Consider the following 13,875-nt stretch of genomic DNA (forward strand, 5'->3'; position numbering starts at 1 on the left):
CATAAAAAATGGCTCCCCGTCGCGGTGACGGGGAGCCCAGTCGGCCAGAGCTCTTAGCGGCCGATCGGGATGATCGCCTTCAACCAGAATTTGTCACCCTGCGGCCGGTTCTCGGCGTGGAACTCGTGCTGCCAGCTGCCGATGAGCTGGACCTTGCCCGCCTGATAGCTGGCCGAGGGGCCGACGCCGATCACCTGCCCCTTGAAGCCGCGCATCCGGTCGACGAACGCCTGTGCCGTCGGATCGGACACCTGGTCCTTCGTGGTCTGCTTATAGACATAGCCCGACGCGCCCAGCTTCCACTTGCCGATCTGCTGGCCGACCGCGAAATCGGCGTGCAGTTCGTTGCCGCTGCGATAGCTGGCGCCGGTCGGGTTGAAGGGGGTGAAGACCGCCTGGTTGTTGCGGGTGTTGATGTCGTACATCACCTTCACATCGACCGAGAAGCCCGACTTGCCATAATAGGCCAGCGCCACGACCGGCTCGAAATTCAGGTAGTTGCGCCCAATATTGGACAGCTTGCGGCGGTCATAGGCCCCAAGCGGCAGGTTGATGTCGACCCCGGCGCTCAGGTGCACGCCGTTCTGGAAATGCCAGCCGAGCAGGATCGGGTCGATGGTTACATCGCCCACCCCCGTCGTCTCGTCACCCAGGCCCGCCGCCCCGACCTTCAGCCGGGTGACCGGCACGATCGCCTGCATCCCCCAGGTCGCGCCCAGGATCTTGACCGGCGTCATGTGCACGACGCGGATCACCGCGGCATCGGCACGGACGCGGAAATTGGGGAGCAGCCCAGCCTCGCCGTCCGGCCCGTTGAAGCGATCCGCCTCATAATGCTGGAGATAGCCCAGCAAATAGGTGCCCGGCGGCGGCATGGCGGCCCCAGAATAGCCCTCCGCCCCGTTCGGATAGACACCACCCCCCAGTTCGGATGCCAGCGCCGGGGCAGAGCCCCCCGCCGCCAGCGCGAGCGTCATCGTGGCGAGAAACTTCCGCATATCATCCCCCTTTTTTGTGATTTATGTCGTTAAGCCGGTGGCCGCCGGATCAGGCGGCCATCTCGTGCAGCTGCCGATACGCGCCGCCATAGAAGAGCAGCGGCGGCGTCGACTCGTCCTCGTGCCGGTGATCGACCACTTCGGCGACGAACAGGCAGTGGTCGCCCGCCGGGAACACGTCCTTCACCCGGCACGCCAGATGCGCCATCGCGCCGCGCACCAGCGGAATATCCTCATGCCAGTCGAAGTCGATCGGCTCGTCGCACGGACGCCCGGCAAAATGGTTCGACAGCGCCATTTGCTGCTGCGACAGGATGTTCAGGCCATAATGCCCCGCCTCGCGCAGGCGGGCCGCCATCTTGGCCTTGTTGTCGATGCTGATCAGCACCAGCGCGGGGTCGAGCGATACGGAGGTGAAGGAATTGGCGGTCATGCCGTGCACCCCGTCCTCGGTCGAGCAGGTGACGATCGTGACCCCGGTGGCGAAGCGGCCGAAGGTCCGGCGAAGAGCCATGCGATCCATGTTATGCAGCCTCCTTGATGAAGTCCTCGGTCAGCTCGGGCGCGGTGATGGTCGGGAAGAAGCGCCGCGGATCGTCGAACGCGTTGGCGAACCAGTGCGCCACGCGCGGCTGCGCCGATGCCGCACCGAGCAGTTGCACCATGTGCGGGGGCGGCGGCTGCAGCATGCCGTTGGTCCAGCCGACGACGAACTGCGCATAGTCCCAATAGCGATCGAAGGTCGCCTGCATCCAGGCGGCGTCGAACGGCTTGCCCGCATTCTCGATGATCGAGTCGAGATAGATGGCCGCGCTCTTGGCGGCGTTGTTCGCGCCCTGCCCGGTGATCGGGTCGTTCAGGCAGACCGCATCGCCCAGCCCCAGCGCCTTGGCACCCGACGGCAGGGTCAGCACCGGCTTGCGCACCGTCGGCGGGAAACGCCCGGTCAGCCAGCCCTGCTGGTCGGTCAGCGTGCAGTTGCGCGCCCGCTCATACTCTTCCGGCACATAGCGCTTCAGAATGTGGAGGCTGGTTTCCAGATGCTCGTCGGCCGAGGCGCGCGGGTCCCACAGGTCCATCGGGCCGCCGGGCAGCGACTCGAACACCATGATCTCGCACGGCCCGTTCAGGGTCAGCGCCGGGAAGACGAAATATTCGCCCATGCCGGGGATGAGGTTGAAGTTGACCGCACTATGCTCGGCACGCGGGGTCATGCCCTTCACATAGGTCAGCGCCAGGCTGCGCATCGGCTTGTCGAAGGGCGACTTCTCCGCGTCGCGCTCGAACAGCTTGCCGATCTCGCCCTTGCCCGAGGCGACCAGGACCAAGTCGCATTCGCGCGCCAGTTCCTCCAGCTCGGCGATGCCCGCGTCGCAAATGCGCAACTCGCCGCCGCGCTTTTCGAACTCGGCCAGCCAGCGCGGCATCTTCACCCGCTGGTCGACCGACTGGGCGGGCGCATCGAGGCGCGAGGCCCAGGACATTTGCGGCGCGCCATCCTCGCCGACCAGCGAGAAGGCGATGCCCTCCACCGGCGGACAGGCCTCGTCCCAGAAGTTGATGCCCAGCGCACGCTCATGAGCCCGCGCCTGGTCGAACATACACTGGCTGGAGGTGACGCGGCCGCCCGCAATCTGCTCCGCCGTCTGGTTGGACAGCATGATGACCTCATGCCCCCTCTCCAGCAAACCCATGCCCAGTTGCAGTCCCGCCTGGCCTGCACCGACGATCCCGATCCGCGTCATCTCTCCGGTCTCCACATGTCTTTTTAATGGAGGCAGGATAAGTGCGTGTGCCGCGCCGGGACTATGCAGCGACCGCCGATGCTGTTCGCGGATTGCATATTTTAAGTTTGAAATGTTATGCTGCGCCACGAGCCGGGCAAACCGGCCGGCGCTTGCAGGTGGACACGACTCATGGCTTGATTCGCCGGTGACGGCGGGACCGATGGAGAGGCGATGCTGGACAGGATGATGCCATCAAAGGCCAAGGCGCAACCGCTCGACAAATGCCGCGTGTTCGGCTCGTCGGATGTGGACGAAACGCGGGCGCATGTCGCACGTCTTTATTGCGACCACCGGCTCAGCCCGACCTCGCAAGACGCCAAGTTGCAGGCGTGGCAGAACGCCGTGACCATCAAGCAATCCTGTCTGGCGACGATGGGCTATGGCGCCGAAGTCCAGATCGATCCGGGCAAGCTCCAGAATTTCTATCTGCTGATGTTGCCCTATGCCGGACAAGCGATGGTCGACGCGGGCGGACGCATGGTGCAGGCCTCCCCGACCCTGGGCACCTTGTTGTCACCCGACGATCTGGTGACGATGCGCTGGTCGCCCGACTGCGCCAAATATATGGTGCGGATCGACCGCGAGGCACTGGAACAGCATGTCGCGGTGCTGCTCGGCCATCCGCTGCGCCGTCCGCTGACCTTCCGCCTTGCCATTCCCCGCGAAGGACTGGGGGCGGAATGGTGGCGGCTCACCGAGTTGCTCGTCGGCCTGGTCGAGTGCCAGGATCGCACGCATCCCCAGAGCCTGGCGATCGAACATCTGGAACAGACGCTGCTGCTCAGCCTGATCGAGGGGCAGGAGCATAATTACAGCGACGTGCTGCGCGACCGCGACCGCTCTATCGCGCCGCGCCATGTCCGACTGGTCGAACAATATATCGAGGAACATGCCGCCGATCCGATCACGATCGAGCAGCTCGTCGCGGTCAGCGGCGTCAGCGGGCGGGCGTTGTTCGATGGCTTCAAGCGCTTCCGCAACACCTCGCCCATGGCGCATCTGCGCGCGTGCCGGATGCGGCGGGTGCGCGAGGCGCTGCTTGCCCCGACGCCGGACACCACCGTATCGCGTCTGGCGCAGGATTGGGGCTTTTTCGAACTGGGACGCTTTGCCGGGCAATATCGCAAGCTGTACGGTGAAACCCCATCCGAAACCCTTCGCAGTGCCCGCTGACGCCGTAACGAGATTCACCGATGGCGCGCCAGGCCCCAAGACAATTCCGTGGCGCCGGCTGTTTGACGTGATCGTCGCCGTATCGAAACGGAGTTGGCAATTGGCGATCCGACCGTCCGGGGCGGTGCCGTGCTTGTTCGAGGTCGCATATCTCGTGGATCGGGAAAGGTTCGAACGAGCAACCGCATTCGTATCCGTCGATATTGCGGACTGAGCAATGCGTCAGCCTGCGGCCGTCATGGCGCAGATGTCGGCGAGCAATGTCGGACCTTCGGGTTGCCAACCCAACCGCTTGCGCGTCAACGTGCTGGATGCCGACATGTCCTTCGATGCGAATGCCGCAAGCCAGCCGAAATGCGCACCAGCCTCGTCCGCGCTCACCGACTTCACCGGCAGGCCGAACGTCTGGCCGATCGCCTCGGCGATGTCGCGAAAGCTGATCGCGCCTTCGGCGGTGCCATGATAGCGCGCGCCGGCCTCGTTCCGCTCCAGCGCCATCCGGTAAAGACGGGCGGTGTCGAGAACGTGCGCGGCCGACCATGTGTTGGTGTCCTCGCCGACATAGGCTGAGACGCCCTTCTTACGGGCAAGCCCGATGATGTCGCTGACCAGCCCCTGCTTGCGGGTGTCATGGATCTGGGAGTTACGCACCACAATGACGCGGATACCGCGCCCGGACAGCGCCTGCCCTGCCAGTTCGGAGGCCACCCGCGGGTTGGGACTATCGGGATTGAAGGCATCCTCCGATGCCGGGTCGCCCGGTACGGTCGATCCCATGGCCGTACTGGACGTGATGATGAGCGGCTTGGACGTACCCCCATGCCGCCCGCCACCTGCAGACATGTGCGCACTTGTCTCGCAGGATCGAGGAATATGGCGAGCACCCTGACCATAAGGCTTATGTGACTGCTCTGAAGGACCGCCATGGACGAAAGAGCGGCTGCTGGAATGCGTAGCTGTTTCCCTGCGGACACAGTCTTGCTTCCCGACAGAACGGAGCGTCGATCACCGTCAGAAGCACCACCGTCATGACAATGTCAAAATCTCCGCGTCGATATCGGCCAAGCTATAGGCCGCATCCGCGATGACGTGACCAACATTCCGCAGGTCAGGCGGAAGAATCGCCATACTGCCATGTGCAGCGCCTGCAGCCCTACATTGGTGAAGTCTATCGACCAATCGCCGGACACACACGGCAGAAACATGGTCGCAGCTTACCCCGCCCCCACTTCGCGCGTGGCACCCTGGACCAGTCCGTCGAGTGTGGCGCCGTCGAAGCCGAGTTCCTTCATCAGGCCGTCGATTACCGGCGCCTGGGCACGGTAACGCAGCGCGGCGGCGACCGCGGAATTGGCGAGGTTTCCATCGCCAGCCGGTGGTGACGACGCATTCCCCGCCGATGCCGCCCCGCCGCCGTTCAGTCCGTCGACCTGGACGATCCTGATGCTGTCGATCGCCTCCAGCGGCTTGGAGGCTTCGCGGACGAGGTCGGGCAGGACCTTGAGCAGCGCCAGCTTGGTCTGGAGCGAGACCTGTTCGTTGGACAGCAGATTGGCGGCTTCGTTGACCGCCTTCTGTCCGGCGGCCTCCACCTCGAAGCGGACGCGCGCGGCGTCGGCGCGCAGCTTTTCGGCCTCGGCCTCACCCTCAGCGGCGGCACGCAGGGCCTGGGCGCGGTCGCTGGCGGCCTTTGCCTCGGCCTCGGCGGCGACGCGGATCGCGATCGCGGCGCGTTCGGCTTCGCGGGTGGCGTCGATCAGCTCGATGCGCTTGGTCCGCTCGGCGACCTCGGTTTCACGCGCGGTGGCGACCTTTTCCTCGGCGGCGACGGCTTCGGCGCGCGCGCTGTCCGCCTGTGCCTTGGCCTGGCTTTCCTCGCGGCTCTTGTTCTGGACCGCGATCTGCTGCTCCTGCCGCGCGATGGCGAGCGCCTGTTCCTGGGCGATCCGCGCCTCCTGGATTGCGCGATCGGCCTCGATCTGCGCAGCGCCGGTCTGCTGCTTGGCGAGGATGCGGGCCTGTTCGGCCTCGCGCTCCCGCTCGGTCTGCTGGCGCGAGATTTCGCTCGCCTGTTCAGCACGACGCACCTCCAGCTCGCGCTCCTGCTCCAGCCGCGCAAATTCGGCGTCGCGGGCGATGGTGAAGGACTGGCGGCTCGCCTCCAGATTCTTCGCCTCGATCTGGACACGCGTGTCCTGTTCGATGTCGTTGCGCGCCTTTTTGCGCAGCTCGATCTGCTCGGTGAGCTTGGTCAGGCCCTCGGCGTCGAACGCATTGTTGGCGTTGAAATGCTCGATCGAGGTCTGGTCGAGCCCGGTCAGCGACACGCTCTCCAGCTCCAGCCCGTTCATCGCCAGGTCGGCGGACGAGACCTGCTGCACCTTCTGCACGAATTCGCTGCGCTGTTCGTGAAGCTGGTTCATCGTCATGCCCGCCGCGACCGAGCGGAGCGCGTCGACGAACTTGCCTTCGACCAGTTCCTTCAGCGCCTCCGGGTTCATCGTGCGCTGCCCCAGCGTCTGCGCCGCGGTGGCGAGGGCTTCGCGGTCAGGACGGACGCGGACATAGAACTCCGCACGGACGTCGATGCGGAGGCGGTCGAGCGTGATGAGCGCGTCGCCGTTGCGCCGCTCCACCGCCAGGCGGACCGTGTTCATGTTCACCGGCATCGTTTCGTGCAGCACCGGCAATACCAGCGCGCCGCCGTTCATCACCACCTTCTCGCCGCCGAAGCCCGTGCGGACAAAGGCGATCTCCTTCGACGCCCGCTTGTAGAGCCGGGCGGTGACGATGCCGATGATGATAAGCGCGAGGAGCGGGATGCCGGCATAGAGGAGCACGACACCCGCACCGGCGGGAACGAGGTTGTTCATATCTTCATCCAGTCGGTGTGGCGGGGTGAGGAATAGAGGACGGCACGAAAGCACGCGCCCTCCCGGCGAACGAGGAGTACGGTATCGCCCTCTTCGAAAATGGCGGCGGGATCATTGGGTTCGACCAGCACATGATGCGGCTGGCCATGCGGGTCGAGGACGCGGGTGCGCGCGGGGCTGTCGATCGCGGCGCGGCCGACCGTGATGACGCCCTGACGCCCGACCAGATCCTCGACATCGAAGGCGGTGGTTTCGTCATGCGGCATCAGGCGTGCGAGCACGCTTCCGAGCCCTGCCGTGACGGGAACCGACACCAGCGCCGCTCCCGGCACCGCCAGCCAGACCGGCAGGAACGTCCCCGTCAGCCCTTGCGCAATCTGCTGCCCCGCCAATCCGAAAATGCCGAAGCTGGCCAGAAAGGCGATCAGGATGACGAGCAACGGCACCCGCCCGACGCCCAGCCAGTCAAGCAACCCGGAATCGAGATCGAGGTCCAGATCGAGCCCGCTTGCGCCAAGCCCCAACGCCTCGATCACGCCGATCGCAAGCATCAACATCAGCGCTGCGGTAAAGACCACCGCTTGCGGCGCGATCAATACGTCCAACACGTCGCAATCCCCCGTCTGACGCCGAGATTAGCGTCGTCGGACGGGGGAGCAAGTGATTCCACAATTTACCGTATCGGCGCTCAGGCGGACTGACCGACACGCATTGCTGCAGTTCGATTATAAAAAAGCGCCGTAATATTAACCCTATGCTTGATGGGACGAGCGCTACAGCCCGACCGAGTACAGCGCATGGTGGGACAGGATGAACAGGCGTTTCCCGCTGCCCTTTTCGTCGAGCACCAGTTGCAATGGCCGTTCCGGCGTATCGATCCGGCGGAGCAACCGGCCGTCGGGCGCGTAGACGAACACCTGCCCGTTCGCGACATAGAGATTGCCCGCCGCATCGCGCGCCACGCTCTCGCCGCCGCGTTCGGCCAGCACGCGCAGGTCGGTGACCCGCCCGTCCGCGCCGAGCCGCCCGGCATAGGTGCGGTTCTCCGATCCGTTGGTCAGGACGACATCGCCGCCGGTCGCTGCGGTCGTGAAGCCATAGGCATCGAGCGTGTCGGACCAGCGCCAGCCGCGATGATCGTCCGGCCCCTGGTTCCAGACCCGAAAGGCGGGCAGGACCAGCGATCCGTCGGGCGAGACATATTCCTGCGCCTTGGCCTCCCCCATCTTCTCGGCGAACAAATCGGCGAGCGTCGGATAGGCGTAGCTTTTGGGATCGATCCGGTCGGCGAACTCGCCATTGGCCCAGACATTGACCGGCAGCAGCGTGCCAGCCCCGTCATGGGCGCGGGCGGCGGTCGGCGGGATGACGGTCACCGCGGCCGGATGGGCGGGGTCGATGCTGTAGACCGTCCCGTCGCGCCCGGCCGAGGACAGGACGAGCAGGTGCCCGGACCGATCGACCGCCAGATTGACCGCATCGAGCGGCGCGTCGGCGACGATGTTCAGCCCCTTGTCCGGCGACCAGCTGTAAATCCGCTGAAAGAAGCGATCGATGAAATAGAGCCTGCCGCCGGTATCCAGCGCCGCTCCTGCGATCGAATAGAAGCCATCGGCCAGCCTTTCGACGCCGGGCGACACCGCGACGGCCGAGCGGGTTGCGGCGGTCGTGGGCGCGGGCGGCACGTCGAGGCGGGCGAACTCGCGCTCACGGACCTCGGCCTGACGGGTCATGTCCTTGATCGCATTCTCGAAGGGGTATTTGCTGGCCCGCAAAAAGGTGCCGCAGCCCTTGGCATCGCAACTGGCAAAGCCGCTCTCGGCATTCACATGGACATTGCGAAAGCGGATATCGCCCGAGTCATAGAGCTTGACCGCCGCGTCCATCGGCTTGGCGGTGCGGGTCACGCGGTAGCCATGGTAATTGGCGAACAGGATGTTGCGACTGTGACGAAACTCGGTCGACACCGCGTTGACGCCGTCGCGCACCTCCTGCTCGGTCTGGGGCGCCAGAAACTCCCAATTGGCGACATGATCCAGCACGATCTCCGCACGATAATGATGCTCGGCGGACAGTTGGTAGACATGGCCCGGCGTCTCGGTGTTCGAGACGTAGAAGCCTGCCGAGGCCAGCGTGTTGGGTGACCAGAGCGCATTGAACGTGCCGCCGCCGCCGTCCGTGACCCAGATGCTGGGATGCTGGCCATCGAACCGGGCGCGGTCATTGCCGAAGCCGATCGGGCTGCCGGGCGTCAACACCGTGCCGCCGCCCTGGATCTTCACATCATCGACCAGCGAGGCTTCGCCTGCCTTCCAGATCAGCGCACTGGCACGCGGATTGACCCCGCCGGTCCATAGCCCCACACCCGACACGATCCCCGCCCCGCCCTTCGCACTCTCGATCAGGGCGCGGGCCGGACCGACCCCGCGATAGGCGGGCGCATCATCGGCCAGATAGATATGGGTCAGGCTGGGATGCAGCGCGATCAGAACGCTATCGGGGCGCAGCCGTAGCGTGTCGCTGACCCGGTAGCGCCCCATCGGCAGATAGAGCACCCGGTGGGTGTCGATCGCGCGTTGCAGGGCGGCGGTGTCGTCGGTGCTATCGTCGCCCTTCACGCCCAGGGTCCGGACATCGGTCCAGACGGCGACCGGCGGCAAGGCGGGGATGGCGGGCCGGGGCCGGGCGGGCGCCCTGGTCAGCCGCGTCATCCGGACATCGGTGGCGAAGTCGCCCATATCGCCCAGCGCCGGGACTTTCAGGCCATAGGAGAAGTCGGCGACGCGGTAGCGCGGCCCCGTACCCGCCACCGTCCGCCCGCTGTCGCGAAAACGGGCGAAGACCGGCGTCGCGATACCGACCGCATCGTCGAAGCCGATCTGGGTGAACACGCTCTTTTCCGACGCGATCAGCACGCCCGCATCGCGGACATTCTCGAACCGGACCTGCTTGCCCCAGAGCGAGTCGGAATAACCGCGATCGATCTCGATCCCGACCGGCGTGTCGCGGATCGCGACATTGACCAGGGTCAGGTCGACCTCATGCTCGCGGATCGCGGCGTCGCGCTGGCCGGTGAAATCGGAGTCGATCAGCGTGAACTGCCAAGCGGGCGAGGTCTTCTCGGTAACGATACCATATCGGCCACCGAAAAAGCGCAAATCCTGTGCGGCATTGCCCGCCTGATAGATGCCTGCAAAGCCCGACCCCAGATGGAAATCGACATGGCGCAGATAGCCATGCTGCGCCACACGGAACCGCACGCCGACCGCGCCCGCATTGCCCTGACCGATCCGGAAATCGATATTGGCGAGCGCGGAATAGAAGGTGCTGGAGGTCGCATCGAACAGGCTGGCGTCGAAGGGGACGGTGGTCGGCACCGGCACGGGCGGCTTGCCCGATCGATATTGATCCTCGCCCGCGAAGGTCATCATCGCGGCGATCCCCGATCCGAAGCCTGGGGTCGCATCGCCCAGCACGATCTCCGGCCGGGTCGCGCCGACGCCGAAAAGGCGGACGCCCGCACGCACGATGATCGTGCGGCTGATCCGATAGCGACCGGACGGCAGGAAGACGATGCCGCCATGGCCGCCCTTCGCCGCGTCATCGATCCCCTGCTGGATCGCCGCGCTGTCGTCCGCACGGCCATCGCCGACACCGCGGATCGTAACCGCGCGCGGATCGGCCGGCGCGGTCCGATAGACCGATGTCGAGGATCGGGCGGCGGCCGGTGTCGCCATCGACGGCACGGCCGCCATCACCACCGCCGCACTCAGCAGCCAGTTCGCCTTCATCACGCTCTCCCTGTTTTTCGGCCTATCGTAACCGCCTGGCCGGGGGCGTCGCCAAACTGGATCAGGTCCAGGATTCAGGCGTGGAGGCTCAGCGCCTGTGCCGCGATCGCCACCTGGGTCCGGTTGCGCACGTTCAGCTTGCGCATCAACGCGGTCATATGCGCCTTCACCGTCGCCTCGGCGATGCCCAGGTCGAAGGCGATCTGCTTGTTGAGCAGCCCCGAATGGACGCCGCGCAGGACCTTCATCTGGGTCGGGGTCAATTGCGCGAACGACGTCGCGCCAGCGGGTGGTGCCATGCCCGGATTTACGGGCTGACGGGCGATCGCGTGAGTCCCTTCCATCGTCATCCTCCTCCATGCCCCATCGGGCCACGGCCGCCGGTCCTTCATGCCGATACGGTCCGCTTATCCTGACCGACCCGCTGCTTTGGACAGATTCGGTTGGACAGGTTTCTACAATGCATCCGTGATTTGCTTGGGATCAAGCCCTTTTCATTTGCCCTATGGCAAAAACCTGTCGTACAACTTGGGATAAGCTTCGGGCAGGTGAAGGCACCGCCACGGGGTTGGGAAACACGACCTAGGAGGGGTGCCGATGCGCGATCCGAACAGCATGACCGGGCTCGGGGCACGCGTCCGTCGATGACCGGCGAGGATTTTCGACTGATCGGGGCGGCGCTGGCGGGCATCCTGCTGGCCGTGCTGATGATCGTGCGCGGCCGATTGCATCCCTTCATCGCCCTGTTGTGCGGCGCGTTCACGGTCGGGCTGCTCGCCGGGCTGCCGCTGGGCGACATTGCCAAGGCGGTGCAGAAGGGCGTGGGCGATATCGTCGGGGGCACGGGCCTGGTCGTCGCGCTCGGCCTGTCGCTGGGTGCGATGCTGCATCTGTCGGGTGCCGCCGCCGCGCTGGCGCAAAGCGCGCTGCGGCTGACCGGGGCCAAGGCCGCACCCTGGGCGACATTAGGCATTGCGATCCTGATCGGCCTGCCGCTGTTCTTCGAAACCGGCCTCGTCCTCCTGTTGCCGATCGTCGTGGCGGCGGCGGAGGCGATGAACATCCCGGACGGCCCGGCGCGCGACGCCGCCAAGTTGCGGCTCATCATGCCCGCGCTTGCCGGTCTGGGCGTCGTGCACGCGCTCGTGCCCCCGCATCCCGGCCCGCTGCTGGCGGTCGAGGCACTGGGCGCCAATCTGGGGCGCACGATGTTCTATGGCATCCTGGTCGCCATCCCGACCGCGATCATCGCGGGGCCGGTGCTGGCGCGGATCGTCACGCCCGGCGTGCGACTGGCACCGCCGGTGCTGGGCGACCATCGCCTGGATATCGCGACGCCGGGCCGGGGCGCGGCGCTGTTCATCGTCCTGCTGCCCGTCCTGCTGATCGCGACCGGCGAACTGGGCCAGCTTGCCCCGGCCTGGAAGGGCGCGGCCTGGTTGGTGGCTGCCAGCAACCCGGTGATCGCGCTGCTCGTCACCAATCTGCTCGCCCTGCCCCTGCTGTTCGGGCGGCGGCTGCGCGAGGCAAAGATCCAGGATGCCGTGTGGCATGAGACGATGGGTGCCGCAGGCGCGATCCTGCTGGCGATCGGCGCGGGCGGGGCATTGAAGCAGGTGCTGGTCAGCGCGGGGCTATCCGACCTGCTCGCCCGGCTCGTCACCATGTACGCCATCTCGCCGCTGCTGCTCGGCTGGCTGGTCGCGGTCGGCATCCGCCTGGCCGCGGGGTCGGCGACGGTGGCGACGATCACCGCGGTCGGTATCATGCCGGGCGTGGTCGCGAACTCCGGCGTCTCGCCCGAACTGGTCGTACTGGCGATCGGCGCGGGATCGGTGTTCTTCAGCCATGTCAACGATCCCGGCTTCTGGCTGGTCAAGAGCTATGTCGGGACCAGCACCGCCGACACGTTCAAGACCTGGTCGATGCTGGAGACGGTGATCTCGGTCGTCGGCCTGGCGCTGGTCATGCTGCTGAGCCGGATCGTCTGAAGGGGGCGGCGATGAACGAGGGGCGGCTGGCGGACCGGGCCTATACGGCGATCGTCCGCATCATCAATGACGAGGGGCTGGTGATCGGCGACCGCCTGCCCTCCGAGGCAAGGCTGGCCGAGACGTTCGGCATGTCGCGGACCATCGTGCGCGAGGCGCTGGCCCGGCTCGCCTCGGACGGGATCACCGAGGCGCGGCGGGGGGCGGGGTCCTATGTCAAACGCCGCCCGTCCGAGCGGCTGGGCACGCACATGCCGATGGACGACCTGGCCAAGACGCTGGGCACCTATGAGGTGCGCTTCGTGCTGGAGGCGGAAGCGGCACGGCTGGCGGCACAGCGCCGGTCGAGCGATCAGCTGGACGAGATCGAACGCGCGCTTTCCGCGCTGCGGGCCGCGCTGCTGTCCGACGCGTCTGCGCATGACGAGGATTGGTGGCTGCACCGCGCCATCGTCGAGGCGACGGGCAATTCGGCCTTCATACCGGTCTTCGATCACCTGAAGGACGCGGTGATGCACATCCTGCGCGCTGGGGTCGACATCTCGCGCTCGCGCCCGCCCGAGGTGATCGGCGCGATGATGGACGAGCATGACGCCATCGTCGATGCGATCCGCGCGCGCGACGCGGACGGCGCGGCGCTGGCGATGCGGTGGCATTTGTCGCAGGGACGCAAGCGGCTGATGCCATGAGGGGCCTAGGCGGCCTGCATCGTCTCGACCCAAGCGAGCGTGTCGCCGACCAACCGTTTGGGCGGCTGCCCGGCATCCAGGGTCAGCGCGCATTCTCCTGGCCCCGGCCGCTCCAGCGTCGCCAACTGGCTGTCGAGCAGGCTGGGCGGCATATAATGGCCCGGCCGCCCGCGCATCCGCCGCGCGATCTCGTCCGCATCGGTATCGAGCAGCACGAAGAACAGCGGCACGCCCGCCGCCGCCGACAGCCGCTCGCGATAGCTGCGCCTGAGCGCCGAGCAGGCGGCGACCGCCACCCCGCTGCCGTGCGCCGCCTCGCCGATCGCCGCGCCCAGCCGGTCGAGCCAGGGCCAGCGATCCGCATCGGTCAGCGGATGGCCGCTGCGCATCTTGGCGACATTGGCGGCGGAATGAAAATCATCGCCCTCCAGCACCGGGCAATGCAGATGCGTGCCCAGACGCTGGGACAAGGTGGTCTTGCCGGTGCCGCTGACGCCCATCACCACGATGCCATAAGCGCGTTCGCCTGCGTCACTTCCGTCTGTCGCCTTCACCCGCATCCCTTATCGCTTG

At 66.2% G+C, this 13,875-nt stretch carries 13 protein-coding genes; 4 read left to right on the forward strand and 9 right to left on the reverse strand.

Annotated features, from left to right (window positions below; translation table 11 throughout):
- Positions 1-53: 53 nt before the first annotated feature.
- The 3 genes from U1H82_RS05360 to U1H82_RS05370 are packed head-to-tail and all read right to left on the reverse strand — an operon-like array spanning position 54 to position 2,743.
- A complete protein-coding gene (locus tag U1H82_RS05360) occupies positions 54-998 on the reverse strand; it encodes a SphA family protein (RefSeq protein WP_322963898.1) in 945 nt (314 codons plus the stop codon).
- Between the two features lie 49 nt (positions 999-1,047).
- Positions 1,048-1,521: a flavin reductase family protein gene (locus U1H82_RS05365; protein WP_322963899.1), complete on the reverse strand. Its 474-nt coding sequence runs from the start codon at positions 1,519-1,521 to the stop codon at positions 1,048-1,050.
- 1 nt (position 1,522) lies between these two features.
- The gene (locus tag U1H82_RS05370; RefSeq protein ID WP_322963900.1) at positions 1,523-2,743 is read right to left on the reverse strand and encodes a styrene monooxygenase/indole monooxygenase family protein; all 1,221 of its coding nucleotides are present in this window, start codon (positions 2,741-2,743) and stop codon (positions 1,523-1,525) included.
- Between the two features lie 213 nt (positions 2,744-2,956).
- On the opposite strand from U1H82_RS05370, the gene U1H82_RS05375 reads away from it, so the two are divergent.
- Positions 2,957-3,958: an AraC family transcriptional regulator gene (locus U1H82_RS05375; RefSeq protein ID WP_322963901.1), complete on the forward strand. Its 1,002-nt coding sequence runs from the start codon at positions 2,957-2,959 to the stop codon at positions 3,956-3,958.
- 222 nt (positions 3,959-4,180) lie between these two features.
- Here the strand turns inward: U1H82_RS05375 and U1H82_RS05380 are convergent, their stop codons facing one another.
- A complete protein-coding gene (locus U1H82_RS05380) occupies positions 4,181-4,801 on the reverse strand; it encodes a Rossmann-fold NAD(P)-binding domain-containing protein (protein ID WP_322963902.1) in 621 nt (206 codons plus the stop codon).
- 8 nt (positions 4,802-4,809) lie between these two features.
- Here U1H82_RS05380 and U1H82_RS18305 point away from each other — a divergent pair, with 8 nt between their 5' ends.
- A complete protein-coding gene (locus U1H82_RS18305; RefSeq protein ID WP_375339497.1) occupies positions 4,810-4,914 on the forward strand; it encodes a DUF6880 family protein in 105 nt (34 codons plus the stop codon).
- A 258-nt stretch (positions 4,915-5,172) separates the two neighbouring features.
- Here the strand turns inward: U1H82_RS18305 and U1H82_RS05385 are convergent, their stop codons facing one another.
- The 4 genes from U1H82_RS05385 to U1H82_RS05400 form a co-directional block, all read right to left on the reverse strand.
- On the reverse strand, positions 5,173-6,831 hold the full coding sequence (locus U1H82_RS05385; RefSeq protein WP_322963903.1) for a flotillin family protein: 1,659 nt from the start codon (positions 6,829-6,831) through the stop codon (positions 5,173-5,175).
- Positions 6,828-7,439 (reverse strand): YqiJ family protein, encoded by a 612-nt coding sequence (locus U1H82_RS05390; RefSeq protein WP_322963904.1) that lies wholly within the window; start codon positions 7,437-7,439, stop codon positions 6,828-6,830. Before U1H82_RS05390 ends, U1H82_RS05385 begins: the two co-directional genes overlap by 4 nt.
- Before the next feature lie 165 nt (positions 7,440-7,604).
- A complete protein-coding gene (locus tag U1H82_RS05395) occupies positions 7,605-10,622 on the reverse strand; it encodes a glycosyl hydrolase family 28-related protein (RefSeq protein ID WP_322963905.1) in 3,018 nt (1,005 codons plus the stop codon).
- Between the two features lie 74 nt (positions 10,623-10,696).
- Positions 10,697-10,921, reverse strand: coding sequence for a helix-turn-helix domain-containing protein (locus U1H82_RS05400; RefSeq protein ID WP_322964414.1), 225 nt, complete (start codon positions 10,919-10,921; stop codon positions 10,697-10,699).
- A gap of 345 nt (positions 10,922-11,266) precedes the next feature.
- Between U1H82_RS05400 and U1H82_RS05405 the strand changes: the two genes are divergently transcribed.
- Entirely contained in the window at positions 11,267-12,613 is a 1,347-nt protein-coding gene (locus U1H82_RS05405) for a GntT/GntP/DsdX family permease (RefSeq protein WP_322963906.1), read from the forward strand.
- 11 nt (positions 12,614-12,624) lie between these two features.
- A complete protein-coding gene (locus U1H82_RS05410; protein WP_322963907.1) occupies positions 12,625-13,302 on the forward strand; it encodes a FadR/GntR family transcriptional regulator in 678 nt (225 codons plus the stop codon).
- A 5-nt stretch (positions 13,303-13,307) separates the two neighbouring features.
- On the opposite strand, the gene U1H82_RS05415 is transcribed toward U1H82_RS05410, so the two are convergent.
- A complete protein-coding gene (locus U1H82_RS05415; protein ID WP_322963908.1) occupies positions 13,308-13,856 on the reverse strand; it encodes a gluconokinase in 549 nt (182 codons plus the stop codon).
- Positions 13,857-13,875 lie beyond the last annotated feature (19 nt).

Source organism: Sphingomonas fuzhouensis (assembly GCF_034659795.1).
GTDB lineage: Bacteria > Pseudomonadota > Alphaproteobacteria > Sphingomonadales > Sphingomonadaceae > Sphingomonas > Sphingomonas fuzhouensis.